This is a genomic window from Streptomyces diastatochromogenes, from assembly GCF_002242805.1.
GTDB classification, from domain to species: domain Bacteria; phylum Actinomycetota; class Actinomycetes; order Streptomycetales; family Streptomycetaceae; genus Streptomyces; species Streptomyces diastatochromogenes.
On record NZ_MCGQ01000007.1, the window covers coordinates 458,601 to 483,893 of the forward strand.

22 protein-coding genes and 1 riboswitch are annotated in these 25,293 nt (G+C 72.3%); of the genes, 9 read left to right on the forward strand and 13 right to left on the reverse strand.

The features are described from left to right. Nucleotides 1-87 precede the first annotated feature (87 nt). Nucleotides 88-256: riboswitch (cyclic di-AMP (ydaO/yuaA leader) on the forward strand. An 8-nt stretch (nucleotides 257-264) separates the two neighbouring features. Further along, entirely contained in the window at nucleotides 265-1,422 is a 1,158-nt protein-coding gene (locus BEK98_RS06590; protein ID WP_094215437.1) for a C40 family peptidase, read from the forward strand. A gap of 127 nt (nucleotides 1,423-1,549) precedes the next feature. Continuing rightward, entirely contained in the window at nucleotides 1,550-2,518 is a 969-nt protein-coding gene (locus BEK98_RS06595) for a tellurite resistance/C4-dicarboxylate transporter family protein (RefSeq protein WP_094215438.1), read from the forward strand. A gap of 3 nt (nucleotides 2,519-2,521) precedes the next feature. On the opposite strand, the gene BEK98_RS06600 is transcribed toward BEK98_RS06595, so the two are convergent. Further along, nucleotides 2,522-2,875, reverse strand: coding sequence for a hypothetical protein (locus BEK98_RS06600; RefSeq protein WP_094215439.1), 354 nt, complete (start codon nucleotides 2,873-2,875; stop codon nucleotides 2,522-2,524). Between the two features lie 417 nt (nucleotides 2,876-3,292). On the opposite strand from BEK98_RS06600, the gene BEK98_RS06605 reads away from it, so the two are divergent. After that, entirely contained in the window at nucleotides 3,293-4,357 is a 1,065-nt protein-coding gene (locus BEK98_RS06605; RefSeq protein ID WP_208643029.1) for a C40 family peptidase, read from the forward strand. Between the two features lie 20 nt (nucleotides 4,358-4,377). On the opposite strand, the gene BEK98_RS06610 is transcribed toward BEK98_RS06605, so the two are convergent. Together BEK98_RS06610 and BEK98_RS06615 are read right to left on the reverse strand one after the other, a co-directional pair. Next, on the reverse strand, nucleotides 4,378-5,109 hold the full coding sequence (locus BEK98_RS06610) for a LuxR C-terminal-related transcriptional regulator (RefSeq protein ID WP_094215441.1): 732 nt from the start codon (nucleotides 5,107-5,109) through the stop codon (nucleotides 4,378-4,380). Beyond that, complete coding sequence (locus BEK98_RS06615; RefSeq protein ID WP_094215741.1) at nucleotides 5,106-6,398, reverse strand: ATP-binding protein; 1,293 nt, start codon at nucleotides 6,396-6,398, stop codon at nucleotides 5,106-5,108. The genes BEK98_RS06610 and BEK98_RS06615 overlap by 4 nt, the downstream gene beginning before the upstream one ends. Before the next feature lie 209 nt (nucleotides 6,399-6,607). Here BEK98_RS06615 and BEK98_RS06620 point away from each other — a divergent pair, with 209 nt between their 5' ends. Together BEK98_RS06620 and BEK98_RS06625 are read left to right on the forward strand one after the other, a co-directional pair. Then, nucleotides 6,608-8,062, forward strand: coding sequence for a PspC domain-containing protein (locus BEK98_RS06620; protein ID WP_094215442.1), 1,455 nt, complete (start codon nucleotides 6,608-6,610; stop codon nucleotides 8,060-8,062). Further along, nucleotides 8,049-8,261: a hypothetical protein gene (locus BEK98_RS06625; RefSeq protein WP_094215443.1), complete on the forward strand. Its 213-nt coding sequence runs from the start codon at nucleotides 8,049-8,051 to the stop codon at nucleotides 8,259-8,261. The genes BEK98_RS06620 and BEK98_RS06625 overlap by 14 nt, the downstream gene beginning before the upstream one ends. Here BEK98_RS06625 and BEK98_RS06630 read toward each other — a convergent pair. Both BEK98_RS06630 and BEK98_RS06635 read right to left on the reverse strand, forming a co-directional pair. Further along, the gene (locus tag BEK98_RS06630; RefSeq protein WP_094215444.1) at nucleotides 8,258-8,788 is read right to left on the reverse strand and encodes a TQO small subunit DoxD; all 531 of its coding nucleotides are present in this window, start codon (nucleotides 8,786-8,788) and stop codon (nucleotides 8,258-8,260) included. The genes BEK98_RS06625 and BEK98_RS06630 overlap by 4 nt on opposite strands. 156 nt (nucleotides 8,789-8,944) lie before the next feature. Further along, the gene (locus tag BEK98_RS06635; RefSeq protein WP_094215445.1) at nucleotides 8,945-10,231 is read right to left on the reverse strand and encodes a hypothetical protein; all 1,287 of its coding nucleotides are present in this window, start codon (nucleotides 10,229-10,231) and stop codon (nucleotides 8,945-8,947) included. A gap of 190 nt (nucleotides 10,232-10,421) precedes the next feature. Between BEK98_RS06635 and BEK98_RS06640 the strand changes: the two genes are divergently transcribed. Further along, nucleotides 10,422-11,336, forward strand: coding sequence for a DUF4429 domain-containing protein (locus tag BEK98_RS06640; protein WP_094215446.1), 915 nt, complete (start codon nucleotides 10,422-10,424; stop codon nucleotides 11,334-11,336). Here BEK98_RS06640 and BEK98_RS06645 read toward each other — a convergent pair. Next, nucleotides 11,329-12,123 (reverse strand): class II aldolase/adducin family protein, encoded by a 795-nt coding sequence (locus tag BEK98_RS06645; protein ID WP_094215447.1) that lies wholly within the window; start codon nucleotides 12,121-12,123, stop codon nucleotides 11,329-11,331. The two genes, BEK98_RS06640 and BEK98_RS06645, sit on opposite strands and share 8 nt — an antisense overlap. Before the next feature lie 155 nt (nucleotides 12,124-12,278). On the opposite strand from BEK98_RS06645, the gene BEK98_RS06650 reads away from it, so the two are divergent. Further along, complete coding sequence (locus BEK98_RS06650; RefSeq protein WP_094215448.1) at nucleotides 12,279-12,740, forward strand: pyridoxamine 5'-phosphate oxidase family protein; 462 nt, start codon at nucleotides 12,279-12,281, stop codon at nucleotides 12,738-12,740. Between the two features lie 3 nt (nucleotides 12,741-12,743). Here BEK98_RS06650 and guaA read toward each other — a convergent pair whose 3' ends face one another. Continuing rightward, nucleotides 12,744-14,324, reverse strand: coding sequence for a glutamine-hydrolyzing GMP synthase (guaA, locus tag BEK98_RS06655; RefSeq protein WP_094215449.1), 1,581 nt, complete (start codon nucleotides 14,322-14,324; stop codon nucleotides 12,744-12,746). 284 nt (nucleotides 14,325-14,608) lie between these two features. Between guaA and BEK98_RS06660 the strand changes: the two genes are divergently transcribed. Then, nucleotides 14,609-14,866, forward strand: coding sequence for a chorismate mutase (locus BEK98_RS06660; RefSeq protein ID WP_094215450.1), 258 nt, complete (start codon nucleotides 14,609-14,611; stop codon nucleotides 14,864-14,866). 682 nt (nucleotides 14,867-15,548) lie between these two features. On the opposite strand, the gene BEK98_RS06665 is transcribed toward BEK98_RS06660, so the two are convergent. The 4 genes from BEK98_RS06665 to BEK98_RS06680 form a co-directional block, all read right to left on the reverse strand. Then, a complete protein-coding gene (locus BEK98_RS06665; RefSeq protein WP_094215451.1) occupies nucleotides 15,549-17,354 on the reverse strand; it encodes a GMC family oxidoreductase N-terminal domain-containing protein in 1,806 nt (601 codons plus the stop codon). Between the two features lie 28 nt (nucleotides 17,355-17,382). Further along, on the reverse strand, nucleotides 17,383-18,996 hold the full coding sequence (locus BEK98_RS06670) for a succinic semialdehyde dehydrogenase (protein WP_094215452.1): 1,614 nt from the start codon (nucleotides 18,994-18,996) through the stop codon (nucleotides 17,383-17,385). A 126-nt stretch (nucleotides 18,997-19,122) separates the two neighbouring features. Then, entirely contained in the window at nucleotides 19,123-20,016 is an 894-nt protein-coding gene (locus BEK98_RS50825) for a serine/threonine-protein kinase (protein WP_094215453.1), read from the reverse strand. Nucleotides 20,017-20,061: 45 nt separating this feature from the next. Then, nucleotides 20,062-20,964: an MBL fold metallo-hydrolase gene (locus BEK98_RS06680; protein ID WP_094215454.1), complete on the reverse strand. Its 903-nt coding sequence runs from the start codon at nucleotides 20,962-20,964 to the stop codon at nucleotides 20,062-20,064. A gap of 71 nt (nucleotides 20,965-21,035) precedes the next feature. Here BEK98_RS06680 and BEK98_RS06685 point away from each other — a divergent pair, with 71 nt between their 5' ends. After that, nucleotides 21,036-21,971: an AraC family transcriptional regulator gene (locus BEK98_RS06685; RefSeq protein ID WP_094215455.1), complete on the forward strand. Its 936-nt coding sequence runs from the start codon at nucleotides 21,036-21,038 to the stop codon at nucleotides 21,969-21,971. Here BEK98_RS06685 and BEK98_RS06690 read toward each other — a convergent pair. Further along, nucleotides 21,958-23,550, reverse strand: a complete 1,593-nt coding sequence (locus tag BEK98_RS06690) for a serine/threonine-protein kinase (protein ID WP_094215456.1) — start codon at nucleotides 23,548-23,550, stop codon at nucleotides 21,958-21,960. The genes BEK98_RS06685 and BEK98_RS06690 overlap by 14 nt on opposite strands. 53 nt (nucleotides 23,551-23,603) lie before the next feature. Continuing rightward, complete coding sequence (locus BEK98_RS06695) at nucleotides 23,604-25,283, reverse strand: protein kinase domain-containing protein (protein WP_094215457.1); 1,680 nt, start codon at nucleotides 25,281-25,283, stop codon at nucleotides 23,604-23,606. Nucleotides 25,284-25,293: the final 10 nt, after the last annotated feature.

The window sequence follows — 25,293 nt, forward strand, 5'->3', positions numbered from 1 at the left end:
TAGTGCACCAACCTTCACACGAGTCACACCAGTTGGCTAGGTTGCCGATCGGGCCGCACGCCCCCTTCCGGCGAACGTCGCCGAGCCGCGCGGCCTCCGCCGAGTCCGGCGCGCCCCTGCACGGCGCCCGGAGCCGGGGACCCACCGAACCTTGGGGTGAATCGGCACACGTCCCGCCCGGGACGAGAGCCGTAGGGCAAACCTTCCGACCGCCCGAACCCGACAGCTAACCCGGTAGGCGGCACATGGAAGGAGTCGCCTCCCTTGGCGTCGCACCGCAAGCCGCGCCCCGCGGGCACCCGCGGAGCAGGTCTCCGCACCCCCGTCCTCGCCACCGCCGCCCTCACCTCCGTGGCCGTGCTGTCCCAGACGGCCGACGCCGCTCCCCCGGCCGATGGGAAGCCGAGCCTGGAGGAGGTCGAGAAGAAGGTCGACGACCTCTACCGCCAGGCGGAGTCGGCGACCGAGAAGTACAACGCCGCCAAGGAGCAGACCGGCAAGCAGCGCAACCACATCGACTCCCTGCGCGAGGAGGTCGCCCGGCGGACCGCCCGGCTGAACAAGGCCCGCGAGGAGCTGGGCTCGTTCGCCGCCGCCCAGTACCGCACCGGGGCCAGTACACCCGACACCGCCACCTTCCTGCTCGCGGACAGTCCCCAGGACTACTTCGACGAGAGCCAGCTGATGAACCGGCTGACCTCGCGGCAGAAGAGCGCCGTCGACGACTACGTCACCGAGCAGGCCGCGACCATGAAGAAGCGGCAGGAGGCCGCCAAGAGCCTCCAGACGCTGTCCGAGTCGCAGAACGAACTGCAGACCGCCAAGGCCACCGTCCAGAAGAAACTCGCCTCCGCGCGCACACTGCTGTCCCAGCTGACGGCCGAGGAGAAGGCCCGGCTGGCGGCGATCGAGCGGCAGAAGCAGCAGGAGGCCGCGCGGAAGGCCGCGGAGCTGGCGAAGCAGCAGGCGGCAGAGGCGCAGGCGCAGGCCCAGCAGGACAGCGGTTCGTCGTCGGGCGGCTCGTCCACGTCCGGCGGCTCGTCGACGTCCGGCGGGACGTACGCCACCAAGGCCGAGAAGGCGATCTCCTTCGCGCGCGCCCAGATCGGAAAGCCGTACGTGTGGGGCGCCACCGGACCCGGCTCGTACGACTGCTCCGGTCTCACCCAGGCCGCCTGGAAGGCCGCCGGCGTCACGCTCCCGCGCACCACCTACGACCAGGTCGACGTGGGAACCACGGTCTCCCTCGCCGACGCGAAGCCGGGCGACCTGATCTTCTTCTACGACGACATCAGCCACGTCGGCATCTACATAGGCAACGGCATGATGATCCACGCCCCCAAGCCCGGCGCGTACGTCCGTGAGGAGTCGATCTACTACGCCGGCGAATCGATCATCCACAGCGTGGTCCGACCCGCCTGAGCGTCCCTTTCTTCCGGCCCGACCGTCCCCTTTCCGCAGTCTGACCGTCCCCTTTTCGAGGTTTTCGAGCCCCACGCGCGCGCGTGCCCTCCGTGCTGCGCCCGCGTGGCTGCCTAGCATCGGGCGCATGCCCGGCATCTCAGCTCTGCGTGCGTGGTGGGCGGGGCATCCGCCGGCGGCGGGGGCCGCCGTCATGGCGACCGCCGTCGTGTCGGTGGGCCTGCATCTGACGGGCGACGAGACGGTGTCCCGGGTCTTCCTGTGGCTGGCCTGCGTCGCCTGGGCGGCGCTGGCCGCCGACTTCGTCGTACGGCTGGTGGCACAGCGGGAGCGCTGGATGGCCGAGGCGCACAGCCCGGGCGCGCTCACCGCGGTCGCCGCCACGGCCGTGCTCGGCACCCGGTTCTCGGCGCTCGGCCGGCAGACCCTGGCCGAGGCGGCGCTGGCGCTGGCCGTGGTGCTCTGGCCGCTGCTGCTGTACCTCGTCATGCGGCACTGGAAGCGACACATGCCGGGAGCGGTGTTCCTGTGTTGTGTGGCCACACAGGCGCCGGCGGTGCTGGCGGCCACGCTGGCCGCGGTCGAGACGGCGGCATGGCTCGCGCACGCCGCTCTGGTGCTGTTCTGGCTGGGCCTGGTGCTCTACGGCCTCGCCCTGCGGCACTTCGATCCGCGGCAGATCGTCGAGGGGGCCGGGGACCAGTGGATCGCGGGCGGGGCGCTCGCCATCTCGGCGCTGGCCGGGTCGAGGCTGCTCTCCGCCGACAGTGTGCGGCTGTACCTGTGGAACGACGACGACCGGGGCGTGCTGCGGAACGTGACGGTGGCGCTGCTCGTCCTGGATCTGGCCTGGTGCGTGATCCTGCTGGTCGCCGAGGTGGCCCGGCCCCGGCTGCACTACGACATGCGGCGGTGGGCGACGGTGTTCCCCATGGGGATGACCGGGGTGGCCACGCTGTCGGTCGCGGCCGCCGTGGACATCGGGTGGCTGAACGGGCCGGGGCGGGTGCTGGTGTGGGTGACGGTGGCGGCGTGGCTCGCGGTCGCGGCCGGCGCGGCCCTCAAGGCCCGCACCGGGATCACCGGACGGCGCTGAGCGTCACGTCCACAGCACGGCGATGAAGATGTTCGCGACGGTCAGCGCGCCGACCAGCCCGAACAGGCTCTTGTCCACCGTCTCCTCGTCGCGCTTCACGTACACCAGCCCGAGGATCACGATCAGCAGGGCCAGCTTCACGCCGATCTTGAAGGTGTTGACGTGGTGGCCGTCGGCCTGGTTGAGGCCGACCAGGGCCACACCGGTGACCAGCATGGTGAACGCGCCGTGCAGCATCCCGGGGACGAAGCGGGCCGTTCCCTGGCCCATCGCCTTCATCTGGGTGAGGAAACCGCCGAGCAGCGCGGCGATGCCGATGATGTGCAGGCCGACGAAGAGATGGATGAGTACGTCCATGAGCCCGGAGCCTAATCAGGGGCTCCACAGCCCTCTGTCACCGGGCCCACCCGGAGCATCCGTGGACCTTGCATATATGCGCGCCATAGCACCCCATGACTCCCGCGTGCCCCGCATTCCGCGCATCGGTCACCACGCTGCGTGAAGACGACGTCTCCAGCCCGGCAATACGGTCACATACGGTCACGCGGCGATCGCTCGAAGCCAGTTCCGTACTCCGCGTTACCTGACCGTCACACTCGGGTTTAGCGTCCTCCCCCAGGTGACCGGCTCCCCACCGCCGCCCGGGCCAGGGGCGGCAGTCGGGCACCACCGCCGAGAAAGGTCCGGCGACGGCCCGCTTCCCCTGTGCGGGCCGCCGCCGGGCACACCGCTCGTCCGGTCGCAGGAGTCCTACGGAAGGACGTGACGGTCCAGGTGGCAGCGCACCGAAAGCCCCGACAGCGCTCGCTCGGCAGAAACACGGCCCGCACGGCCGCCACCCTCGCTCTGGCGGGCGCGGCCACCGCGACCGCCTTCGACGGGACCGGCAACGCCGAGCCGCAGCTGACACCGACCCAGGTGAAGGCCAAGGTGGACAAGCTGTACCAGGAGGCGGAGACCGCCACCGAGAAGTACAACGGCGCGAAGGAGCAGGCGGATACGACCCAGCGGCGGCTGAACTCGCTGCGGGACGAGACCGCCCGCAAGCAGGACAAGCTGAACTCGGCCCGGGAGGCGCTGGGTTCGTACGCGGCGGCGCAGTACCGCGAGGGCGGCATCGACCCCGCCTGGCAGCTCGCCCTGTCCAGCGACCCCGACCAGTACCTGGACGGGGCCACGTTCGCCGAGCGGGCCGGCGAGCGGCAGGCCGGGGCGGTGACTCGGGTACGTCAACAGCTGCGGGAGATCGAGCAGTTGCGCGGCGCCGCCCGGATCGAGCTGAAGTCGCTGCGGTCTCGGCAGGCGGAGCTGAAGCGGCAGAAGAAGACCATCACCGGGAAGCTGGCCGAGGCGCGCAGCCTGCTGGCGCGGCTCACTCCGGCGCAGCGGGCGCAGGCCACCGGCGACGGCACCGCGCCGGGGCGCGCCTCACGCTCGGCCTCGGACGCCCGGGCCGACCTGGAGCAGGCGGGCTCCACCGCCGCCCCCGGCACCCGCGCGGCGGCGGCCGTCGCCTACGCCTACCAGAAGCTCGGCAGCCCCTATGTGTGGGGCGCGACCGGCCCGGACGCCTTCGACTGCTCGGGCCTGGTCCAGGCCGCCTACCGCTCCGCCGGCGTCTCCCTGCCCCGCACCACCTACACCCAGATCAACGCGGGCCGGCGGGTCTCCCGCTCGGAACTCCAGCCCGGCGACCTGGTGTTCTTCTACTCCGGCATCAGCCACGTGGGCATCTACGTCGGCAACGGCCGGATGATCCACGCCCCGAACCCGTCGGCGCCGGTCCGTCTGGCCCCCATCGACCAGATGCCGTTCGCGGGGGCCACGCGGGTGGCGTGAGGGCGGCTGCCCGGCAGGGGTCAGACCAGTCGTCGTGCCGTGGCCCAGCGGGTCAGCTCGTGGCGGTTGGACAGCTGGAGCTTGCGCAGGACCGCCGAGACATGGGACTCGACCGTCTTCACCGAGATGAAGAGCTGCTTGGCGATCTCCTTGTAGGCGTAGCCCCGGGCGATCAGGCGCAGCACCTCCCGCTCGCGCTGGGTGAGGCGGTCCAGGTCCTCGTCGACCGGCGGGGCGTCGGTGGAGGCGAAGGCGTCCAGGACGAACCCGGCCAGGCGGGGGGAGAAGACGGCGTCGCCCTCCTGGACCCGGAAGATCGAGTCGACCAGGTCGGTGCCGGTGATGGTCTTGGTGACATAGCCGCGGGCGCCGCCGCGGATCACACCGATCACGTCCTCCGCGGCGTCCGACACGGACAGCGCGAGGAAGCGCACCGGCTGCTCGGCGTCCGCCATCAACCCGGCGCACCGGCGCAGCACTTCGACCCCGCCGCCGCCCGGCAGGTGGACATCCAGGAGGACCACCTCGGGCCGGGTCGCGGTGATGACCGTGACCGCCTGGTCGACGTCCGCCGCCTCGCCGACCACCTCCACACCGGTCTCGGCGGTCTGCCCGATCTCGGCCTGCACGCCGGTGCGGAACATGCGGTGGTCGTCGACGAGCACCACGCGCACATGCCGCTTCCCGGCGGGGCCAGACCCGGGCGGCTCCGCCGCTCCCGCCGTACCGTTCGCCTCGGTCGCGTCGCTCATGACGTCTTCTCCGCCCTCTCCATCTCCAGCTCGACCTCCGTGCCGCCGCCCGGCACCGCCCGCAGCCGGGCCGTGCCGCCGTGGCGCTCCATGCGGCCGATGATCGATTCTCTAACGCCCATGCGGTCGGCGGGTATCGAGTCGAGGTCGAAGCCCGGGCCGCGGTCGCGGACGGACACGAAGACCGTCCTTCCCTCGACTTCGGCGTAGACCTGTACGGCACCGCCCTCGCCACCGTACTTGGCGGCGTTGACCATCGCCTCGCGCGCGGCCTGCATCTGTGCGCCGGTCCTCTCGTCCAGCGGGCAGTCGCCGACCACGACCACCTCGATGGGCACGCCGTGCTTGTCCTCTACCTCGGCCGCGTTGCGCCGGACCGCCTCGGCGACCGTGTCCGGCTCGTCGGCCTCGTCCTTGCCGGTGCCCTCCGGCTTGTACAGCCAGGTGCGCAGGTCCCGCTCCTGGGCGCGGGCCAGGCGACGGACCTCGCCGGCGTTGTCGGCGTTGCGCTGGATCAGGGTGAGGGTGTGCAGCACGGAGTCGTGGACGTGGGCCGCGACCTCGGCGCGCTCCTGGGCGCGGATGCGCATCAGGCGTTCCTCGGACAGGTCCTGGGTCATGCGGACCAGATAGGGGCCGGCCAGCAGCGTGATACCGACGAGGACGACGAGCGCGGCCTGGAGCACCGCACCGAGATGGGCGGCCGAGCCCTGCATGACGAAGACGGCGGAGACGCCGGCGGTGACCAGCAGGACGCCGGCGCCCGCGCGCAGCAGGGTGAGGGTGCGGCGGCGGCTGCCGACCTCGACCCAGCGGGCGCGGCGGGCGTTGTCCGCCTGGCGCCAGACGAGGGCGACACCGGCCGCGACCAGGACGGAGGGCAGCAGATACGCCTTGGCCGCGCTGGTCAGGTTGATGCTGCCCAGGAAGACCATGGACACGATGACCATGAGGAGCAGCGCGACGATCTGACCCTTGTCCGGCTTGCGGGCCAGCAGTCTGCGGCGGCCGTCCGGTGCGGTCGCGGTGCCCACCAGCGACTGCGGTTTCTGGTCGCCGACGCCGCCGACGCCGAGCGGCACGAAGAACCAGAACGCGGCGTACAGCAGCGCGCCGAGTCCGTTCGCCATGAACAGGCCGACGAAGGCGAGTCGGACCCAGATCACGGGCAGCCCGAGGTGCCCCGCGAGGCCCCGCGCCACTCCGCCGAGCCAGCGGCCGTCGCTGCTGCGGTAGAGCTTGCGCGGCGGCCGCGGGTCGTCGAGAGGCGAGGCTGCGGCTTCCGGCATGCCATCGATGGTCACATGGCCGCGGGTGCGGGGCATCAGGGTCCACCCCTAGACTCCCCTGATCTTCGAGCGGGCCGTTCGAAACGGCCCCCGACCGGGCCCCCGACGGGGCATCGAACGCCTCCCCGCCGCGTCTCAGGGCCGATCTCAGGGTTCGCCCAGGGTCATCCCGACTGCCGTGGCGGCGGCCGGGCCGTCACCATGGACGCATGACGGATCACGAGCACGCCGCGACGGGTCCGGGACCCGGCCCCGGCCCGAGCCCGGCCCCGGGCAACGGACCGCCGGATGCCGCGCCCGCCGCGACGGGACAGACGGGAACGGCAGGAGAGAGGGAGGGGACAGGAGCGACGCGGGAGCAGGAGACCACCGGGGAGCAGGGGATCACCGACGGTGTCCTCCGGTTCCGGCGCGACCGACGGCACAAGATGATCGCCGGAGTGTGCGCCGGGCTCGGGCGGAAGACGGACATGGACCCGGTGATCTTCCGGATCACCCTGGCCGTGCTGGCCGCGACCGGCGGCATCGGCCTCATCTTCTACGGCTTCGCCTGGCTGCTGGTGCCGTACGAGGAGGAAGAGGAGAACGAGGTCCGCAAGCTGCTGACGGGCCGGGTCGACGGCCAAGCGCTGGCCGCCGTGCTGTTCGCCCTGGTCGGCTGCGGGATCTTCCTGACCATGCTGAAGAACGGCGGGGTGCTGACCTTCGCCGTGGTCCTCTCCCTCCTGCTGGCCGGCGCCGGGTACTGGTCGCGGCGGCGCGGCGCCGCCGACCCCGACCCGCTCGCCGCGCAGGCCGCCGCCGACGCCCCTCCGGAGGCCCAGGCGCCGCCGGTCGTCACCACCTACCCGTCCTGGTGGCGGGACCCGATCGTCAAGGACGGCACCCATGTCGGCGGCACCGGCTATCTGTGGGGTCCCGGCGACACCCGCGACCGGGACCTCGTCCCGTCCGTGGACGTCGGCATCGCCAGCCCCTGGACCCACCACGGCTCGACGCACCCGCCGCGCACCGTGCCCGAGAGACCACGCGGCCCGCGCTGGATCGGCGGCTGGATATTCCTGCTCGCCCTGCTGGCCGGGGGCCTGGGCACGGGGCTGACCTGGGACACGCACCCGCTGGGCACCAGCCTGCAGGCCGGCCTGGCCTGCGCGCTCGTGGTCTTCGGCCTGGGCATCACGCTCAGCGCCTTCCTGGGGCGGACGGGGGCCGGGTCGGTGTTCCTGGCGATCGTCACGGCGGCGCTGCTCGCGGGGGCCACGGCCCTGCCCAAGGACATCACGACCCACTGGAGGGAAATGTCCTGGAAGCCGGCCGCGACGGCGGACGTGCGGTCGGCCTACGACCTCGGCACCGGCGTCGGCACCCTGGACCTGAGCCGCGTGCACCCGGCGAAGGGGCAGACCGTGGCCACGGACGCCGAGGTGGGAGCGGGGCAGCTGAAGGTGATCGTGCCGGCGGACGCGACCGTGAAGCTGAGCATCGACGTGGGGGTGGGCGACATCCGGTTGCCCGGCCGGAACAGCAAGGACGTGGACGTGGAGCCCGGCAGACGCAAGGACGTGACGCTGTCGCCGGTCAAGGGCGGCAAGGACGCCGGGACGCTGCGGCTAGGACTGCGGGTGGGCGTCGGAGAGGTGGAGGTCAGCCGTGCTGCGTCATGAGTTCCAGCCCGGGAAGCTGGTCGCCGGTCTCTTCCTCACCGCCGCAGGGGTCGTCTACGCCGGTGACGCGGCCGGCCTGTGGAGCACCCCCTGGTTCGCGGCCATCCCGCTGGTCACGGGCGGCCTCTGCCTGGCCGGTGTCACGGCGGCCGTGACCCGGGGCATACGCAGACGGCGCGGCGGCGCCGAGAGCGGCTAGCGGTAGCCGCCCGTGCGTTGCCGTCGACGGCGGCGCCAGACCGCGTCCAGGGAGAGGTAGGGCGCTCCGGCGAGGACGAGGGGCAGCCAGGCCATCAGGTAGGCGAGGTCGTTGCCGTAGTAGTAGGGCGACGTGGCCCAGCTGACGGTCAGCCACAGGCTGAGCGAGATCAGCGCGCCGCCGAGGGCGGCCAGCCGGCCCAGCAGGCCGAGCAGGGTGCCGATACCGACGGCCAGCTCGCCGAAGGCGATGGCGTAGCCGAAGCCGACCGGATTCTTCAGGGCCATGTCGATCAGGGCGGGGATGGCGGCGGAGTCGCGGGCGGCGCGCATCGTGTCCCCGACCGATCCGGCACCGCCGGACTTCAGGAAGGCGCTGTCGGTGAGTTTGTCCAGGCCGGCGTAGATGAAGGTGACGCCGAGGAAGATACGGAGCGGAAGGAGGGCGTAGCGGGTGGCAGTGTCCCGCCAGTCGCCGCCGCGGTTCAGGTAGGACGTATGTGTGTCCGTCCGCATGCCGTGAGTCATCGCTGTTAGCCGCCTCTCACCCGCCGGGCCGAACCCCTCACTCGACGATACGTACGACGAACGGGTCCGGTTCAATCCTCTCCCGGACGTTTTTCCGGATTTCGGGTCCGCGTGCGGGGGAGGGGCGGGAGAGCGGGCGGCGGCTCGGGGTCCGGCTCAGTCCGTCACCTGGACTATGCACCGGTTGGTCGCCACCCCCGCCGCGGTGACCACCTGCACCTCCACCGAGCCGGGCTCCACCTCGGCCGGTACCGGGACGGTCAGGACGGTGTCCGTGGGGTTGCGGAACCCGCCGCTGACGGGGACCAGCGGGACGTGGACGTCGACCGCGCCGATGCGCACGACCATCCGGGAGAGACGGTCGGCGCTCTGGGCGCCGGGCGGGACGAAGCCGGTGCCGCGGATCTCGATGTCGTCGCCGGTGCGGATCGGCCCGTCCAGGTCGCCGGGCTCACGGGCACGGACGACGGAGAGGATCACCGGACGGCCGCCCTCGGCGTACTTGCCGGCCAGGTAGGTCGCGGCCGAGATCAGCACCACGACCGCGAGGCCCCAGGGCAGGTCGGGCAGCTGGTCGGGGCGGCGGGCCAGCCGTACCGCGGCGAACGACAGGGCGACGGCGCTGATGACGACGTACTGGATGTCGGCGAAGGCGCCCCGGCCGGAGTCGTCGGTGAGCAGGTCGGCGGCGCGCGGCCGGTGGGCCGGTACCTTCTGCAGCCGCAGACCGAGGATGCGCAGGCCGACCACCCGGCGGACCAGCACGGCGATGCCGCACACCACGGCGAGGACGGTCACCACGCCCGCCCCGCGCGCGAGGTCGAGGCCGGCGATCAGCGCGTCGCGTTCGGCGTGGTCGGAGGCGGCGGCCAGGCGGCCCGCCAGCAGCAGCACCGCGTAGGCGACGAACAGCACCCAACAGGCGGCCACCGTACGGGAGGTGGACATCCGGTTGTCCTCGCCGATCACCGGGGCCAGCGCCCCGCCACGCGCCCGGTGGAACCAGGAGGCGGCGGTCAGCGCCCCCGCGACGACGAACGCGGCGAGCAGTGCGGCGGTCCGCGCGCTGGTCCAGCCCGCGCCGACCGCGGTGAGCGACTCGGCGAGCAGCAGGGCGACGACCCCGCCCCACACCACGCACGCCATGCGCAGCCACAGCCGGGCGAGCCAGGCCTCACCCTCCGACCGGCCCCGCTCGGCGACGGCCTCCGCCTGCTGGGTCAGCTCCGCTGAGACCCACTGGCGGGAGGCGGAGGCCGAGTGCGCCACGCCCGCCGGCAGGCCCTGCCCGGCCGCGAACTCGTCCCGCGCGCGCAGGAACGCGGCGACCGCCCGCCGGTGTCCCTCACGGGCCCCGTGCGGACAGTCCCCGCAGGTGCAGCCGCCTGCGTGCGCCCCGACGGCACCCGTTGCCGCGCCCTGTCTCGCCTCCTGCACCGCCACGCCCGACGCCCGCCTTCCCCTCGGCCCGAGACACGGCCGGCGGGCCCCTCTGCGGGCCGTTCCGCCGCCGTGCAACTCCCCAGTGTCGAGAGCGAATTGTGCCCTACGCAGGGCCGTCGGGGCCCGTCGGTCCGGGTCCCGGCGGGTGAAGTTCGGGCCACCGTGTTGACCCGGCTGCGAGAATCTCCCCATGGCCGAGATCATCCAGCGGGACGGCACCTGGGCGTTCGACGGCAGTACGATCCGGATCACCCCCGGACTCCACCGTTCCGTGCCGCTGTTCCGGCAGACGTACGGGGAGATCGCCGTACCGCTGGAAGCGGTGTCCGGCGTCGGCTACGAACCCCAGCGCAAGCGGGGCCGGCTCCGGATGCGGCTGCGCGAGGGCGCCGATCCGCTGCTGCAGGCCACGGGCGGGCGGCTGCCGGAAGCGGCCGACCCCTACCGGCTGACCGTGGACGCGGACCGCGGCGGGGTGGCCGAGTTCGTCGCCGAGGAGATCCGGCACGCGCTGCTGCTCGACCAGGTCCCCAAGGAGCCCACGGCGGCCTATCTGCTGCCGGGGCCGCCGGTGCCGGTCTCGGTGCGCTCCTCCGACGGCACGGTCTCCTTCGACGGCACGCAGGTGCGCATCGACTGGGCCGACACCTCCGACCGGGTCAAACGCGCGACCGGCCCTCGGATCATCGGCCTCGGCGACCTGGTCCAGGTCGAGTGGCTGCCCAACTCCGGCTACGAGGACGGCTTCCTCCGGTTCGTGACCCGGGAGACGGCGTTCTCCAAGCTGCCGCCCGAGCGGGACCCCTACACCCTCGACCTGTGGGGCAGCGTCCGGCGCGATCTGCTGACCGCGCTGGTCGCGGCGGCCGTCACCGCGCGGCTGCCGCATCCCTCGACCCGCACCGGCGGCGCGCCCGCGGACCGGGGCCGGCCGCCGGCCGCCGTGCCGGCGCAGGCCGACCACCACCACGACGTACTGCTGCGCCGGCTGCGGGAGCTGGGCGAGCTGCACCGCGACGGGGTGCTCACGGACGAGGAGTTCGCGCGGACGAAGGCCGCCGTCCTGCGGGGCTTCCAGCCGCCGTCCTGCGGGGCTCCTAGCTGAGCAGGTCCGGTTCGCTGCGGCTGATGTCCTGCCACAGCGGCTGGTAGTTGATCCAGGCCACCAGGTCGCCGCCGAGCTGTTCGCGGGTGGCGACGGCCTGCTTGTGGTCGATGAGGACCGGCCGGCCTGCCGCCTTCGCCATCAGCTGCACCTGGCACGACCGCTCCAGCGACATGAACCACCAGGCCGCCGCGTCCACCGAGTCCCCGACGGTCAGCAGCCCGTGGTTGCGCATCACGAGGGCCTTGCGGGAGCCGAGGGCGGCGGCGATACGGCGGCCTTCCTCGGCGTCGACGGTGACGCCGGTGTAGGCGTCGTAGAGCGCCACGTCCTCGTAGAAGGCGCAGCTCTCCTGGGTGATCGGGTCGATGAGGTCGCCGAGCGCGGCGACGGCCCGGCCGTGCACGGAGTGGCAGTGGGCGACGGCGACGACGTCGGGGCGGGCGGCGTGGACCTGGGCGTGCACGGTGAACGCGGCCTGGTTGACGTGGTAGCGGCCCTCGACGACCTGTCCGTCCTGGTTGGCGAGGACCAGGTCGCTGACGGTGACGTGCTTGAACGGCATCCCGAACGGGTTGACCCAGAAGCAGTCGCTGAACTCGGGGTCGCGCGCGGTGATGTGCCCCGACACTCCGTCCTCGAATCCGGCGCGCCCGAAGATCCGCAGGGCGCCGGCGAGCCGCTCCTTGCGGTGCCGGCGCTCGTCCTCGACCGAGTCGTGCATCGGCGGCATGGCGAACTGCAGCTGGTCGGTGGGCAGCGGCAGGGGCGGGGTGGGCCCGTGCATAGGTCCTCCAGCGTGGGAATTGCTGTACGGGCCGGAAGTTACCGCCGGTCAGCGCAAAAGGGCAGAGCTGTTTTGTAAAGATGACGTACGCAGCGAATACACGACAGAGGATGTCCGGTTTACCGGTGAGACTGGCGCGTATGGATCTGGCACGTATGAACTGGGCAGCCCTCACCACCACCGCACCCGAACTGGCAGCGCTCTCCGAGGAGCGTTTCGGCGCCCACCGGCACCACGTCCTGGCGACCCTGCGCCGGGACGGGTCCCCCCGCACGTCCGGCCTGGAGGTCCGTTTCCTGGGCGGAGAGCTGTGGCTCGGCATGATGCCGAACTCCCTCAAGGCCCTCGACCTGCTGCGCGATCCGCGCTTCGCGCTCCAGGCGAATCCGGGCGCCGACATGGGCAGCGGGGACGTGCGGATCAGCGGCCGGGCGTTCGAGGTCGAGGACGGCGCGGCCAGGGCGGCCTACGTCGAAGAGGTGGAACCGCCGCAGCCGTTCCACCTCTTCCGCACCGAGTTGACGGAGGTCGTGCGGACCTACGTCGAGGACGAGACGTACCTGGTCGCCCAGGTCTGGAAGCCCGGAGAGCCGGTGCGCACTCTCAGGCGACGGTAGGGACTACTCCCACTCGATGGTGCCCGGCGGCTTCGAGGTCACGTCGAGGACGACCCGGTTGACGTCCCGGACCTCGTTGGTGATCCGGGTCGAGATGCGGGCGAGAACGTCGTACGGCAGACGCGACCAGTCGGCGGTCATGGCGTCCTCGGAGGAGACCGGGCGCAGGACGATCGGGTGGCCGTAGGTGCGGCCGTCGCCCTGGACGCCGACCGAGCGGACGTCCGCGAGCAGGACCACCGGGCACTGCCAGATGTCCCGGTCGAGGCCGGCCGCGGTCAGCTCCTCGCGGGCGATCGCGTCGGCTTCGCGGAGCAGGTCCAGACGCTCCTTCGTCACCTCGCCGACGATGCGGATGCCGAGACCCGGGCCCGGGAACGGCTGGCGCTGGACGATCTCCTCCGGCAGGCCCAGCTCCTGGCCGACCATCCGGACCTCGTCCTTGAACAGCTTGCGCAGCGGCTCGATGAGCTGGAACTCGAGGTCCTCGGGGAGGCCGCCGACGTTGTGGTGCGACTTGATGTTCGCCGTGCCGGTGCCGCCGCCGGACTCCACGACGTCCGGGTACAGGGTGCCCTGGACCAGGAACTCGACCGCCGGGCCCGCGTCGGCGATGATCTCGGCCTGCGCCTGCTCGAAGACGCGGATGAACTCGCGGCCGATGATCTTCCGCTTCTCCTCGGGCTCGGAGACTCCCTTGAGCGCGGTCAGGAAGCGCTCCTCGGCGTCCACGACGACCAGCTTGACGCCGGTCGCGGCCACGAAGTCCTTCTCGACCTGCTCGGTCTCGCCCTTGCGCATCAGACCGTGGTCGACGTACACGCAGGTCAGCTGGTCGCCGATGGCCCGCGCGACGAGGGCGGCGGCGACGGCGGAGTCCACGCCGCCGGACAGACCGCAGATCGCGCGCTTGTCGCCGACCTGCTCGCGGATCGCGGCGACCTGCTCCTCGATCACGTTGCCCGTGGTCCAGGACGGGGTCAGGCCCGCGCCGCGGTACAGGAAGTGCTCCAGCACCTGCTGGCCGTGCGTGGAGTGCATGACCTCGGGGTGGTACTGGACGCCGTAGAGCTTCTTCTCGTCGTTCTCGAAGGCGGCGACCGGGACGACGTCCGTGGACGCGGTGACGGTGAAGCCCTCGGGGGCGGCGGAGCAGGCGTCGCCGTGCGACATCCACACGTGCTGCTCGTCCGGGGTGCCCTCGAAGAGGGTGGAGGACGCGCGGGAGACGTGCAGGTCGGTACGGCCGTACTCGCGGGAACCGGTGTTGTCGACGGTGCCGCCGAGGACCTGCGCCATCAGCTGGAAGCCGTAGCACATGCCGAAGACGGGGACGCCGGCCTCGAACAGCTCGCGGCCGAGGCGGGGGGCGCCCTCCTCGTACACGGACGAGGGGCCGCCGGAGAGGATGATCGCCGCAGGGTTCTTGGCGAGCATCTCCTCGACCGGCATGGTGCTCGGCACGATCTCGCTGTAGACCCGCGCCTCGCGGACGCGACGGGCGATGAGCTGGGCGTACTGCGCGCCGAAGTCGACGACCAGGACGGTGTCGGGGGTGGCGGCAGACTGAGTCGCTGGTGACACGGGGTGCCTTCTGGTGGTCGGGCGGGGGTCTGTGCTTCCGATTCTAACGGGGTGGGCATGGAGGCCCGACCGGCACAGGCGTGGCCCGTGGCATACTGACCCCATGCTCACGCAGACGACCTTCCTGTTTACCTATGGCACCCGGCCCGCCGGCTGCCATGGTCGTGCTGCTTGAGCAAACCGCCAAGCGACTTCCCAGGCGCCCCGGGCCGACAAGGCCCGGGGCGCCTGTCGTTTTCCGGGTTCTGTCGTTCCGGGGCCTCCACTTCTCCAGGAGCCCCGACATGACCACCGTCACCGCGGAACAGACCATCGCCGACGCCCGTGAGCGCATCGACGCGCTCGACGACCGGATCATCGGGCTCATCCAGGAGCGGATGGCCGTGTCCACCGTCGTCCAGGAGGCCCGGATCGCCTCCGGCGGCCGGCGGGTGAACCTCTCCCGCGAGATGGAGATCCTCGGCCGCTACCGCGAGGCCCTCGGCAAGCCGGGCACCGCCCTCGCGATGACCCTGCTGGAGCTGTGCCGGGGTCGCATCTGAGTTCGGTCCCGCTCTCACCCGTACGGCGCGTGACCGGCCCGCGGACCGCTTCGTTGATCCCGATGTCCGTGCCAGCCAGGGGCGGGCCCGACAGAACCACGCGTGGCTCGCTGGAGCGATGAGGCGTACGGGTCGTGCCGTGCGCCGTGGGACCTCGCTCCAGGGAAGTGACCGGACGGCAGGGGACAGCAGCCCGGTCACCCAAGAGAACGGTCGGCTCCGGGGACGCCCGGGGCCGACCGGCGGAAAATTGCAAAAATGCACCAGTGCCGGGTCAAACGGTTGCGGATGCCTCGCTCATCCCGCACGATGCGTAGAAAGCCCCAAGTCCCCTCGCAGACAACGGCATTGTCCTACCCCGGCTTGTTCGCCGGAGGTCGAGACCACATCACACAACAGGCGGCGCAACCCCCCGGCGCCGCCTCCAGGCACCGGCGCTGCCCTGACGTCGGTGCTGACGAATGAAGGGCCCCGCGGACCGAGTCCCGCGGGGCCCTTCATCATGCCCATCACGCGTGACTCGCGTCACATGAAAATCACGTGAGGCGACGCAACCGTTCAGGCCCCTCGCTGATCAAACCTGCTGCCGGATCAAGAAGACGGTAAGAAGCGAGGGACCTGCGTTCGGAGGGGGATGCAGGTCCCTCGGCACTTCTTCGCTCCGGCTGCTCCTCCGGTCCGGCTACTTCTTCGGCGGCACCGCCGGGATCCCCAGGAACGGCAGCTTCAGCGCGCCGAAGGCGTCCGCGGGGACCGCCGGCTGCCGGGGTTCCACCGGCTTCAGGCGTTCGTACGCCGCTCCCGGCGCCGGACGCGGATCCTCCTCGCCCTTGTTCGGCCAGTACGACATGGCCCGCTCGGCCTGCGCGGTGATCGTCAGCGACGGGTTCACGCCCAGGTTCGCGGAGACCGCGGCGCCGTCCACGACCGAGATGCCGGGGTGGCCGTAGAGCCGGTGGTACGGGTCGATCACGCCGGTCTCCGCGGAGTCGCCGATGGGGCAGCCGCCCAGGAAGTGCGCGGTCAGCGGGGTGCCCATCAGCTCGCCGACGTTGCTGCCCGCGAAGCCGTTGATCTCGGCGGCGAGGGCCGAGGCGGCCTCCGAGGCGGCCTTGATCTGCTTGGGGTTCGGCGCGCCGTGGCCCTGCCGGGCGGTGAGCAGGCCCTTGCCGACGCCGCCGGGCTTGAGGTACGTCGTCAGCGAGTTGTCCAGGGACTGCATCACCAGGCCGATGATGGTCCGCTCCGACCAGCGCCGGTTGGACAGGGAGCGGGCGACCAGCAGGGGGTGGCGGGCCGCGTTCGCCAGCCAGGCCAGGGCGCGCGAGGAGCCCTCGGCGTAGGGGACCTGGAGGATCGACAGGCCGCCCATCGAGTTGGAGCCCTTGCCGTAGCGGACGGGCTCGATGTGGGTGTTCTCGTCGGGGTGGACGGAGGACGTGATGGCGACCCCGCGCGTGAAGTCGGCCTTCGGTTCGCCGGTGGCCTTGCGGTAGCGGCGGTTGTCCGTCTGCGCGCCGACCAGCGCCTCGGAGTTGGTGCGGGTCAGGTCGCCGAGGCGGGCGGAGAGGTGGGGCAGCTGGCCGCCGGCCTTCATGCGGTGCAGCAGGGTCTGGGTGCCGTACGTGCCGGCCGCGATCACGACCCTCCGCGCAGTGAGGATCCGCCCCTTGCCCTTCTTCTTGTCGTCCGTCGGCAGCGTCGCCACCGCGTACCCGCCCCGCGAGTCGTCCGTGACGGACACGACCGTCGTCATGGGGTGCACCACCGCGCCCGCCTTCTCGGCGAGGTACAGGTAGTTCTCGTTCAGGGTGTTCTTCGCGCCGTGCCGGCAGCCGGTCATGCACTCACCGCACTCGGTGCAGGCCTTGCGGGACGGGCCGGCCCCGCCGAAGTACGGGTCGGCCACCTGCCCGCCCGGCTGCGCCTTCGCCGTCCCGTCGGCGTCCTTGCCGTCGCCGAAGAACACGCCGACCGGCGCGAGGTGGAAGGTGTCGCCGACGCCCATCCGCTGTGCCGCCGCCTTCAGGTGCACGTCGGAGGGGGTCATGGTGGGGTTGAGCCGGACGCCGAGCATGCGCTGCGCCTGGTCGTAGTACGGCTTCAGCTCCTCCTGCCAGTCGGTGATGTCCTTCCACTGCGGGTCGTCGAAGAAGGCCTTCGGCGGTACGTAGAGGGTGTTGGCGTAGTTGAGCGAACCGCCGCCGACGCCTGCGCCGGCCAGGACCATGACGTTGCCCAGCAGGTGGATGCGCTGGATGCCGTACATACCGAGCTTGGGGGCCCAGAGGTAGTTCTTCAGGTCCCAGGAGTTCTTGGGGAGCGTGTCGCGGGCGAAGCGGCGGCCGGCTTCCAGGACGCCTACCTTGTATCCCTTCTCGGTGAGGCGCAGGGCGGACACCGAGCCGCCGAACCCCGAACCGATCACGATGACGTCGTAGTCGTACCCGTCCTCGTCCCGGGTCTGGACAGACTTCTCCTGCGACACGTGCTCTCCTCGTTGAGAACGGGGTGGTCTAGCGGAAACGGAATGCCTTCATCAGCTTGAGACTGCGGCTCATGAAGGCGGCGTACTTCTCGTCGTCCATGCCCAGCGACGGCGCCATCGGCAGCAGCCGCTGCTCGGCCACCGTCTGGGCCTCCGTGTACTTGAGGATGCCCTCGGAGCCGTGGCGGCGGCCGAGGCCGGAGTCCTTCATGCCGCCCATCGGGGACTGGACGCTGCCGTAGGCGGGCGCGTAGCCCTCGTTGACGTTGACGGTGCCGGTGCGCAGCCGGGAGGCGATGTCCTGGCCGCGGCGGGCGCTCCTGGTCCACACGGACGCGTTCAGGCCGTACGGCGTGGAGTTGGCGCGCTCGACCGCCTCGTCGTCGGTCTTGAAGCGGTAGATGGAGACGACGGGACCGAAGGTCTCCTCCTCGCACACGGCCATGGAGTCCTCGACGTCGTCGAGGATGGTCGGCTCGAAGAAGTACGGGCCGATGTCCGGGCGGGCCACACCGCCCGAGACCACCTTCGCGCCCTTGGTGACGGCCTCCTCCACGTGCCGTTCGACGGTCTTCAGCTGCCGTTCCCCGACCAGCGAGCCCATGTCGGCGCCGTAGGCGAGGGAGTTGCCGAGCCGCATGGCCCTGGTGCGGGCGGCGAAGCGCTCCAGGAAGGCGTCGGCGACGGACTCGTGGACGTACAACCGCTCGATGGAGATGCAGAGTTGGCCGGCGGAGGAGAAGCAGGCGCGTACGGCGCCGGCGGCCGCCTTCTCGATGTCGGCGTCGTCGAGCACCAGCATGGCGTTCTTGCCGCCGAGTTCGAGGGAGACGCCGACCAGGCGGGCGGCGGCGCCCTGGGCGACCTCGCGGCCGGTGCGGGTGGAGCCGGTGAAGGAGACGTAGTCGGCGTGCCGGACGACCTCCGGGCCGACGACCGGGCCCTCGCCGAGCACGACCTGGAAGACGTCGGCGGGCAGTCCGGCCTCGATGAGCAGGTCACGGGCCCACAGGGCGGTGAGGCAGGTCTCGGTGTCGGGCTTCATCACGACCGCGTTGCCCGCGACGAAGGCGGGCAGCGCGTCGCCGACCGACAGCTCCAGGGGGTAGTTCCAGGGGGCGATCTGGCCGACGACCCCGCGCGGGTGGCGGAGTTCGGTGACCTTCGTCAGGGTCGGCATCGCGCCGGCGTGCCGCTTGGGCCGCAGGTAGGCGGGGGCCTTGCGGCCGTAGTGACGGGCGGCCACCGCGACGGCCTGGACCTCCTCGTGGGCGTGCAGGCGGGCCTTGCCGGTCTCCAGCTGGATCAGGTCGAGGACCTCTGCCTGCCGTTCCAGCACCAGGTCGTGGAAGCGGAGCAGCACGGCGGCCCGCTGCCGCACCGGTGTCCTCTCCCACACCGCCTGTGCGGCGCGGGCGGCCTGGAAGGCCTTGAGCACGTCCTCGGGCGTGGACTCGGGCAGGTCGGCCAGCTTCTCGCCGGTGAACGGGGTGTGGTTGGCGGTACGGCCGGAGCCGGCCACGCCCTTGGTCAGCTGGGCCACCAGCTCCGGGGTGACCACGTCGGCGGCGGTGCGGGCGCCCTCGGGGGCGGGCGCGAGGGGGTTGGTACCGGTGATGTCCGGGGCCTGCGAGTCCGTCATGAGGCGCAGGGTATGCCGCGGCGGAGGCTTTGGGTACCCGTCGGTAACGGGGATTCACCGACTGCACACACAACGCCAGTGATCACTGGCAGCGAATGCGCTGATCAGGGCGTTGTCGGATGACGATCACTCGGCCCCGGGTTTTTTCGCGAGGAGGAGACCGAGGGCGGCGAGGGGGGTACGGCGGCGGGGGTCGGGGGTGGGGACAGGGGTGGGGGCCGGAGCGGGAGGCGCAGGCCGGGGCTGCGGCTCGGGCTCGGGTGTCGTCTCCCCCGCCGGGACCAGACCCCCACACACCTCCAGCACCGCCGCCACCTCCTCCGCCCCCGGCCGCGCCTCCGGCTCCGGCGCGTGCAGCCGGGTGAGCAGCGGGCCCAGCGGGCCGGCGTCCCCGCCCTCGACGGCCGTGGCGAGCAGTGACCCGAGGGACCACAGGTCGGAGGCGGGGCCGGCACCGCGTCCCGACGCCCGCTCCGGCGCGACGAACTCGGCGGGCGCTTCCGCCACGTGCCCGTCCCCGATGCCGAAGTCGGTGACGACGACCCGTCCGGTGCCGGACTCGATCAGGACGTTGGCGGGCTTGATGTCCCGGTGCACGATCCCGACGGCGTGCGCCGCCCGGAGCGCCCCGAGGACGGCGAGCCCGACCCGGGCGGCCTCGGCGGGCTCCAGGGGCCCGCGCCGGACGGCCTCCCGCAGCGACTCGCCCTGGATCAACTCCATGACGATCCAGGGGAGTCCGTCCTCGGTGACGACGTCGTACAGGGTGACGGCCGAGGGATGCCGTACCCGGGCGGCGGCCCGGGCCTCCGTGCAGAGGCGGTGTGCGAGCCGCCGGCTCTGCTCGTCGTCCGCCGGATCCCCGGGCAGGACGGGCTCCTTGACGGCGACGTCCCGCTGCTCCTGCTCGTCGCGCGCCCGCCAGACGGTCCCGGACGGTCCGGCGCCGAGGCGCTCCAGGAGCCGGTAGCGCCCACCGATCAACTGTTCGTCGGGCGAGCGTTCGCCGTCTCCAGTCATGTCACATGAGTACCGTGCGCACCATGCCCTTGTCGAAGCGGGCGGTCAGACGGCCCACCGGTTCAGCGCGAACCCCCCTTTCTCCTTGCGTACTTCGACGGCACCAGCGCCACCGAAGTGCGCGGGGACGACCAACGCCCGCTCGTCGGCGGCGCGTTCGAGCACCCGGAGCCGGGTCGCGGCCGCCTGCCGTGGGTCGAGGCAGAAGCAGCTGCTGCACTCGGGGTGCAGGATCTGCACCGGGCTGTGCAGCAGGTCGCCGACGAACACGGCCCGCTCGCCGCGCGAGGCGAGGCGCAGCACGGAGGATCCCGGGGTGTGACCGGGGGCGGCCTCCAGGACGAGATGCTCGTCGATGCGGTACTCGCCGTCCCACACCACGGCCTGCCCGGCCCGGTGCACGGGCGCGACGCTGTCCTCGTAGACGAGCCGGTCGTCCACGCGCACGCCGCCCGCGTAGCCGCCCTCGGGCCCGAAGTGGTGGTCGTCGGCGGCCGGCAGGAGGTACCGGGCGCCGGGGAAGGACGGTACCCACACACCGTCGGCGTTGCGGGTGTTCCAGCCGACATGGTCGCCGTGCAGATGCGTGTTGACGACGACGTCGACGTCCTGCGGACGGATCCCGGCCCGCTCCAGGCGGTCCAGGAAGTCCCCCTCCCGCTGGTGGAAGAGGGGATTGCCGGGACGCTCGCGGCCGTTGCCGACACCGGTGTCGACCAGCACCGTGCGCCCGCCGGAGCGCACCACCCAGGTCTGGAGCGCCACCACGGCACGGTCGCCACCGGGCTCGCGGTGGTCGGGGACGAGTTCCTCCTCGTGGGCGCTCCACACCTCGGGGCCGCAGTCCGGGACGAGGGCTCCGGCGGGCACGTACGGCCCCCGCCACTCGACGATACGGAGCACCTCGACGTCGCCGACCCTGAAGCTCTGCACATTGTCATCAGCCATACCGATGACCCTAGGAGTCGGGATTGAACGTCCCAATGCTCGTTCGGCTCTGTCCAATACGCTGTTGTCTCATGGATGTGGTGAGCGATGCGATCTCGGCGGTCCGGGCCGGCCGGCCGTCCTCGAACCGGCTGCGGGTGCACGGCAGCTGGAGCGTCCGGCTCGCGCCGTACGAGGGGGCGGGCTTCCATGTCGTCCTGAGCGGCGCGTGCCGGCTCGTGCCGGACGGGGGCGGCGACCCGGTGCCCCTGGGCACGGGGGACGTGGTGCTGCTGCCGCACGGGGCGGGACACGTGCTGGCGGACCGGGCGGCGGGCGCCGCCGAGCTGCGGCGGGCGGTGCCGTTCGAGGAGGTGCGGGACACGGACGTACGGCTTCCCGGGTCCGGCCCCGGCGTCGAGCTGCTGTGCGGCAAGTACCGTCTCGACCGCAGTCGCACCCACCCGCTGCTGGCGGAGCTGCCGCAGGTGGTGCACCTGCCGCACCGGGTCGGCGACCAACCCGAACTGCGTACCGCCGTCGACCTGTTGGCGCGGGAGCTGGACGAGCGCCGGCCGGGCGCCTGCCTGGCCCTGCCGAGTCTGCTGGACCTTCTGCTGATCTACATGGTCCGCGCCTGGATGGCCCGGGCGGAGACGGGCGCGTGGCCGGCGGTGCTGAACGACCCGGTGGCGACGGCCGCGCTGCGGGCCCTGCACTCCGATCCGGCTGCCGCCTGGACGGCCGACCGGCTGGCCTCGGAGGCGGGCGTCTCCCGCGCCACCCTGTCCCGCCGCTTCACGTCCCTGGTCGGCCGCCCGCCGATGGCGTACCTCACCTGGTGGCGGCTGACCCTGGCGGCGACCCGCCTGCGCGACTCGGACGTGCCCCTGGCGACGGTGGCCCGGGAGACCGGCTACGGCAGTCCGTACGCCCTCTCGCACGCGTTCAGCCGGGAGTTCGGCACCACACCGGGGCGGTACCGGGAGCGGGTCCGGGCCGACGGGCCCGCCCTCACGGCTTCGTGAGGTCCAGGTTCGCGATCGCCGCCTTCGCCACCTCCCGGCCCCGGGCGGTGAAGTCGCCCTTGCCCGGGTAGCCGACGGTGAGCCGGTACAGGTCGCCGGCCTTGGTGCGGTAGTAGAAGATCTGGATCTCCCGGGGGCGCGGGTCCTGGCTGTCGTCGGTCGTGAAGGCGACGGTGTTCGTGGCGGCCTGCCTGCCGCGGTACGTGGCGTCGTCGTCCGGGTGCGTCCGCGCGCCCTTGGCCATGTCGAGGTCGTAGTCGCCCTCGTTCTTGAACTTCTCGTCGTCGGCCCGCATCTGGGCCACCGCGTTGCTCTTGATCTCGTTCAGGGAGTCGTCCGCCTTCCGGGTCAGGTCCAGGACGATCGAGATGCCGCCGCTCCAGTCCGTGTACGACACCCATGTCTTGTCGGTGGCGTCCTTGTCCGGGCGGCCCACCTGGTAGGTCGCGGGGACGGCGAGGGTGACCCCCAGCTCGGCGTCCGTCCGCTTCGCCCAGCCGTCGGGCAGCGGGCCGGCGAAGGGGTCGGCGAGGACGAGGTATCCGGCCGCCGCGGCCGCGACCACGGCGGCGCCCACGCCCAGCCAGACCTTCCGGCCGAGCCGCCGGGAGCGGGCGGCGGGCGCGGTGACCCGCACGTGCTGGGTGGGTTCCGGCGTCGGCGGGTCGGCGGCCGCCTGCAGCAGGGCGCGGACCCGCGCCGCCGTCGGGCGGTGCGCGGGGTCCTTTTGGAGCAGGCCGTTGATGGCCTCGGCCAGCGGGCCCCGCGCGGCGGCGGGCGCGGCCGGCGCGGCGTTGAGGACGGACTGGAGGGTGGCCGGGGTGTTGCTGCGGCGGAACGGGGAGACGCCCTCGGTGGCCGTGTACAGGACCACGCCCAGGGACCACAGGTCGCTCGCCGGGCCGGGGCGCTGCCCCAGGACGCGTTCCGGCGCGATGTACTCGGGAGAGCCGACGAAGCCGCCGGTGTCGGTCAGGCTGGTCTCGCCCTCGATCTGCGCGATGCCGAAGTCCGTGAGGACGACCCGGTCGTACCGGCCCAGCAGCACGTTGTCCGGTTTCACGTCCCGGTGCAGGACACCCGCCGCGTGCGCCGCCTCCAGCGCGCCGAGCACCTGCAGACCGATCCGGGCCGCCTCGCGCACGTCCAGCGTGCCCTCCTGGAGCGCGCCGCCCAGCGAGCGTCCGTGCACCAGCTCCATCACGATCCACGGGCGGCCGTCGACGACCGCGACGTCGTACACGCCCACCACCGCGGGATGGTCGAGCCGGGCCGCCGCGCGCGCCTCGCGGCGCATCCGCTCGAAGGCGTTGGCCTGTTCACGCTCGGGAAGGTGGTCCGGTATCCGGGGCTCCTTGACCGCGACCTCGCGGTCCACCATCTCGTCCTTGGCCCGCCACACGGTGCCCATCCCGCCGTGGCCGAGCTTGGCGAGCAGCCGGTAGCGCCCGGCGATCAGCCGCCCGGCGCCCTGGGCGGGCACCACCGCGGGCTGTGGGTCCGGGTTCGGTCTCGGCGGTTGCAGAACAAAACTCGTCGTGTCGTCGGCCGTACGGCCGGCTCCCCCGTCGCTGCTCATGGTTCATCCATATCGCGCCATGTGCGTTCCCAGCCACAGGGAAGGCCAACCGGTCACGAAGCCGTGACCGAGAAGGTGTCCACGGCCACGTCGAAGTACTCCCGGGCCTCCTTGACCTTCCCGACCGGCGCCGACACCCACACGTCGTACATCCGGCCGCTCTCCTCCCAGCACAGGTCGTAGGTGTGGCGCGGGCCCTCCGCGGCACTGAAGCCGTTCCAGCTGAACTCCCAGAGCGCGGCGGGGTGTCCGGCGTGCGTGGTCTCGGTGATCCGGCCGTCGTGGTAACCGGGGTTGGTGCTGGGCCCGTCGGCCGCCGCCCGGCTCATCACCGCGGCGGGGCCGCCCGTTTCGGGCGGGGCGACCTTGATGCCGAGGCGGAAGGTCTGCTCCGGGGAGAGGTAGAAGACCCGCTCGCCCTGGCGTTCGCGGGTGAAGTCCTGCGGTACGGCGAGGGAGAAACCGGCCGGGTCCCGGGCGGTGCGGTAACCGGAGGGTGCGGTACGGGTGGTGGAGGCCGCCGGTGCGCTGCTCGCGGTCGGCGTCGGGGACTTCGGGGCGCCGGTGGACGGGGAGTTGCTCGTCGGCGTCGCCGGGCTGCTCGCCGTACCGCTCGGTGTGCCGCCGCCTCCGTCGCCGCCCTGCTTCAGCAGCAGCGCCGCGGCCGAGACGCCCGCCCCGGCCACCGCGGCCACGAGCAGCGCGGCGACCAGCGCTCCGCGCGCGGACTGGCGGGTGGCCGGCGGCTGTTCGGCGGTGGGCGCGGGCGGGGTGAGCGAGCCACGCGGCACGTCGTGCTCGGTCGGCGTGTAGGGGATCGCGGGGGTACGGCTTCTGGAGTCACCGGTCCGGTGCGTGCGGACCGGGCGCGGTGTGCTGCTGCCCGGCGCGGCCGGGGTGCGCCCCGTCTCCAGGAACGTCCGCAGCATCCGCTCGGCCTCCGCCGCGTCCAGCCGCCGGTCGGGGTCGCGCTCCAGCAGGCCGAGTACGACGGGCAGCAGCGGCTCGGCCTGCGCGGGTGGCCGGATGTCGGCGGCGACGACGGCGTGCAGGATGCCGCCGAGCGAGTCGCGCCGGAACGGCGACTCACCGCTGAGCACCGTGCACAGCAGCGCGCCCACCGACCACAGGTCGGACTCCGGCCCGGTACGGACGCCGGACATCCGCTCGGGCGCGGTGTACTCGGGCGAGCCGACGAAGGAGCCGGTCTCGGTGAGCGTGGTCGCGCCCGCTACCTGGGCGATGCCGAAGTCGGTGAGCACGACCCGGTCGGTGCCGGACTCGACCAGCACGTTCGCCGGTTTGATGTCCCGGTGCAGCACCCCGGCCGCGTGCGCGGTGCGCAGCGCGCTCAGCAGGTCGATGCCGATCCGGGCGGCCTCCGCTGCGGCGACCGGGCCGCTGGTGGCGATGCGGTCCGCGAGCGAGCCGCCGTCGATCAACTCCATGACGATGTACGGCCGTTCGTCCTGCTCGACCACGTCGTGCACGACGATGATGTGCGGGTGCCGCAACTGCGCCACCGCCCGCGCCTCGCGGAAGGTGCGCTCCCTGCGGCGACGGGCGTCGTCGTCCGTGAGGGAGTCGTCCGGGGCCAGCTCCTTGACCGCCACCAGGCGGCCCAGCACCTCGTCGCTCGCCCGCCAGACGACGCCCATACCGCCACGCCCGATCCGCGCCAGAAGGCGGTACCGGCCCGCGATCACACGGAAGTCGTCCCCCTCGGATCCCATGAGCCCCATC

Excerpts from the sequence above, each read along its gene's own strand:
- BEK98_RS06595 (WP_094215438.1), top strand. The coding sequence starts at position 1,550 with ATGCCCGGCATCTCAGCTCTGCGTGCGTGGTGGGCGGGGCATCCGCCG.
- BEK98_RS06600 (WP_094215439.1), bottom strand. The coding sequence starts at position 2,875 with ATGGACGTACTCATCCATCTCTTCGTCGGCCTGCACATCATCGGCATC.
- BEK98_RS06610 (WP_094215441.1), bottom strand. The coding sequence starts at position 5,109 with ATGAGCGACGCGACCGAGGCGAACGGTACGGCGGGAGCGGCGGAGCCG.
- BEK98_RS06615 (WP_094215741.1), bottom strand. The coding sequence starts at position 6,398 with ATGCCGGAAGCCGCAGCCTCGCCTCTCGACGACCCGCGGCCGCCGCGC.
- BEK98_RS06620 (WP_094215442.1), top strand. The coding sequence starts at position 6,608 with ATGACGGATCACGAGCACGCCGCGACGGGTCCGGGACCCGGCCCCGGC.
- BEK98_RS06630 (WP_094215444.1), bottom strand. The coding sequence starts at position 8,788 with ATGACTCACGGCATGCGGACGGACACACATACGTCCTACCTGAACCGC.
- BEK98_RS06640 (WP_094215446.1), top strand. The coding sequence starts at position 10,422 with ATGGCCGAGATCATCCAGCGGGACGGCACCTGGGCGTTCGACGGCAGT.
- BEK98_RS06645 (WP_094215447.1), bottom strand. The coding sequence starts at position 12,123 with ATGCACGGGCCCACCCCGCCCCTGCCGCTGCCCACCGACCAGCTGCAG.
- BEK98_RS06650 (WP_094215448.1), top strand. The coding sequence starts at position 12,279 with ATGAACTGGGCAGCCCTCACCACCACCGCACCCGAACTGGCAGCGCTC.
- BEK98_RS06660 (WP_094215450.1), top strand. The coding sequence starts at position 14,609 with ATGACCACCGTCACCGCGGAACAGACCATCGCCGACGCCCGTGAGCGC.
- BEK98_RS06670 (WP_094215452.1), bottom strand. The coding sequence starts at position 18,996 with ATGACGGACTCGCAGGCCCCGGACATCACCGGTACCAACCCCCTCGCG.
- BEK98_RS50825 (WP_094215453.1), bottom strand. The coding sequence starts at position 20,016 with ATGACTGGAGACGGCGAACGCTCGCCCGACGAACAGTTGATCGGTGGG.
- BEK98_RS06680 (WP_094215454.1), bottom strand. The coding sequence starts at position 20,964 with ATGGCTGATGACAATGTGCAGAGCTTCAGGGTCGGCGACGTCGAGGTG.
- BEK98_RS06685 (WP_094215455.1), top strand. The coding sequence starts at position 21,036 with ATGGATGTGGTGAGCGATGCGATCTCGGCGGTCCGGGCCGGCCGGCCG.
- BEK98_RS06690 (WP_094215456.1), bottom strand. The coding sequence starts at position 23,550 with ATGAGCAGCGACGGGGGAGCCGGCCGTACGGCCGACGACACGACGAGT.
- BEK98_RS06695 (WP_094215457.1), bottom strand. The coding sequence starts at position 25,283 with ATGGGATCCGAGGGGGACGACTTCCGTGTGATCGCGGGCCGGTACCGC.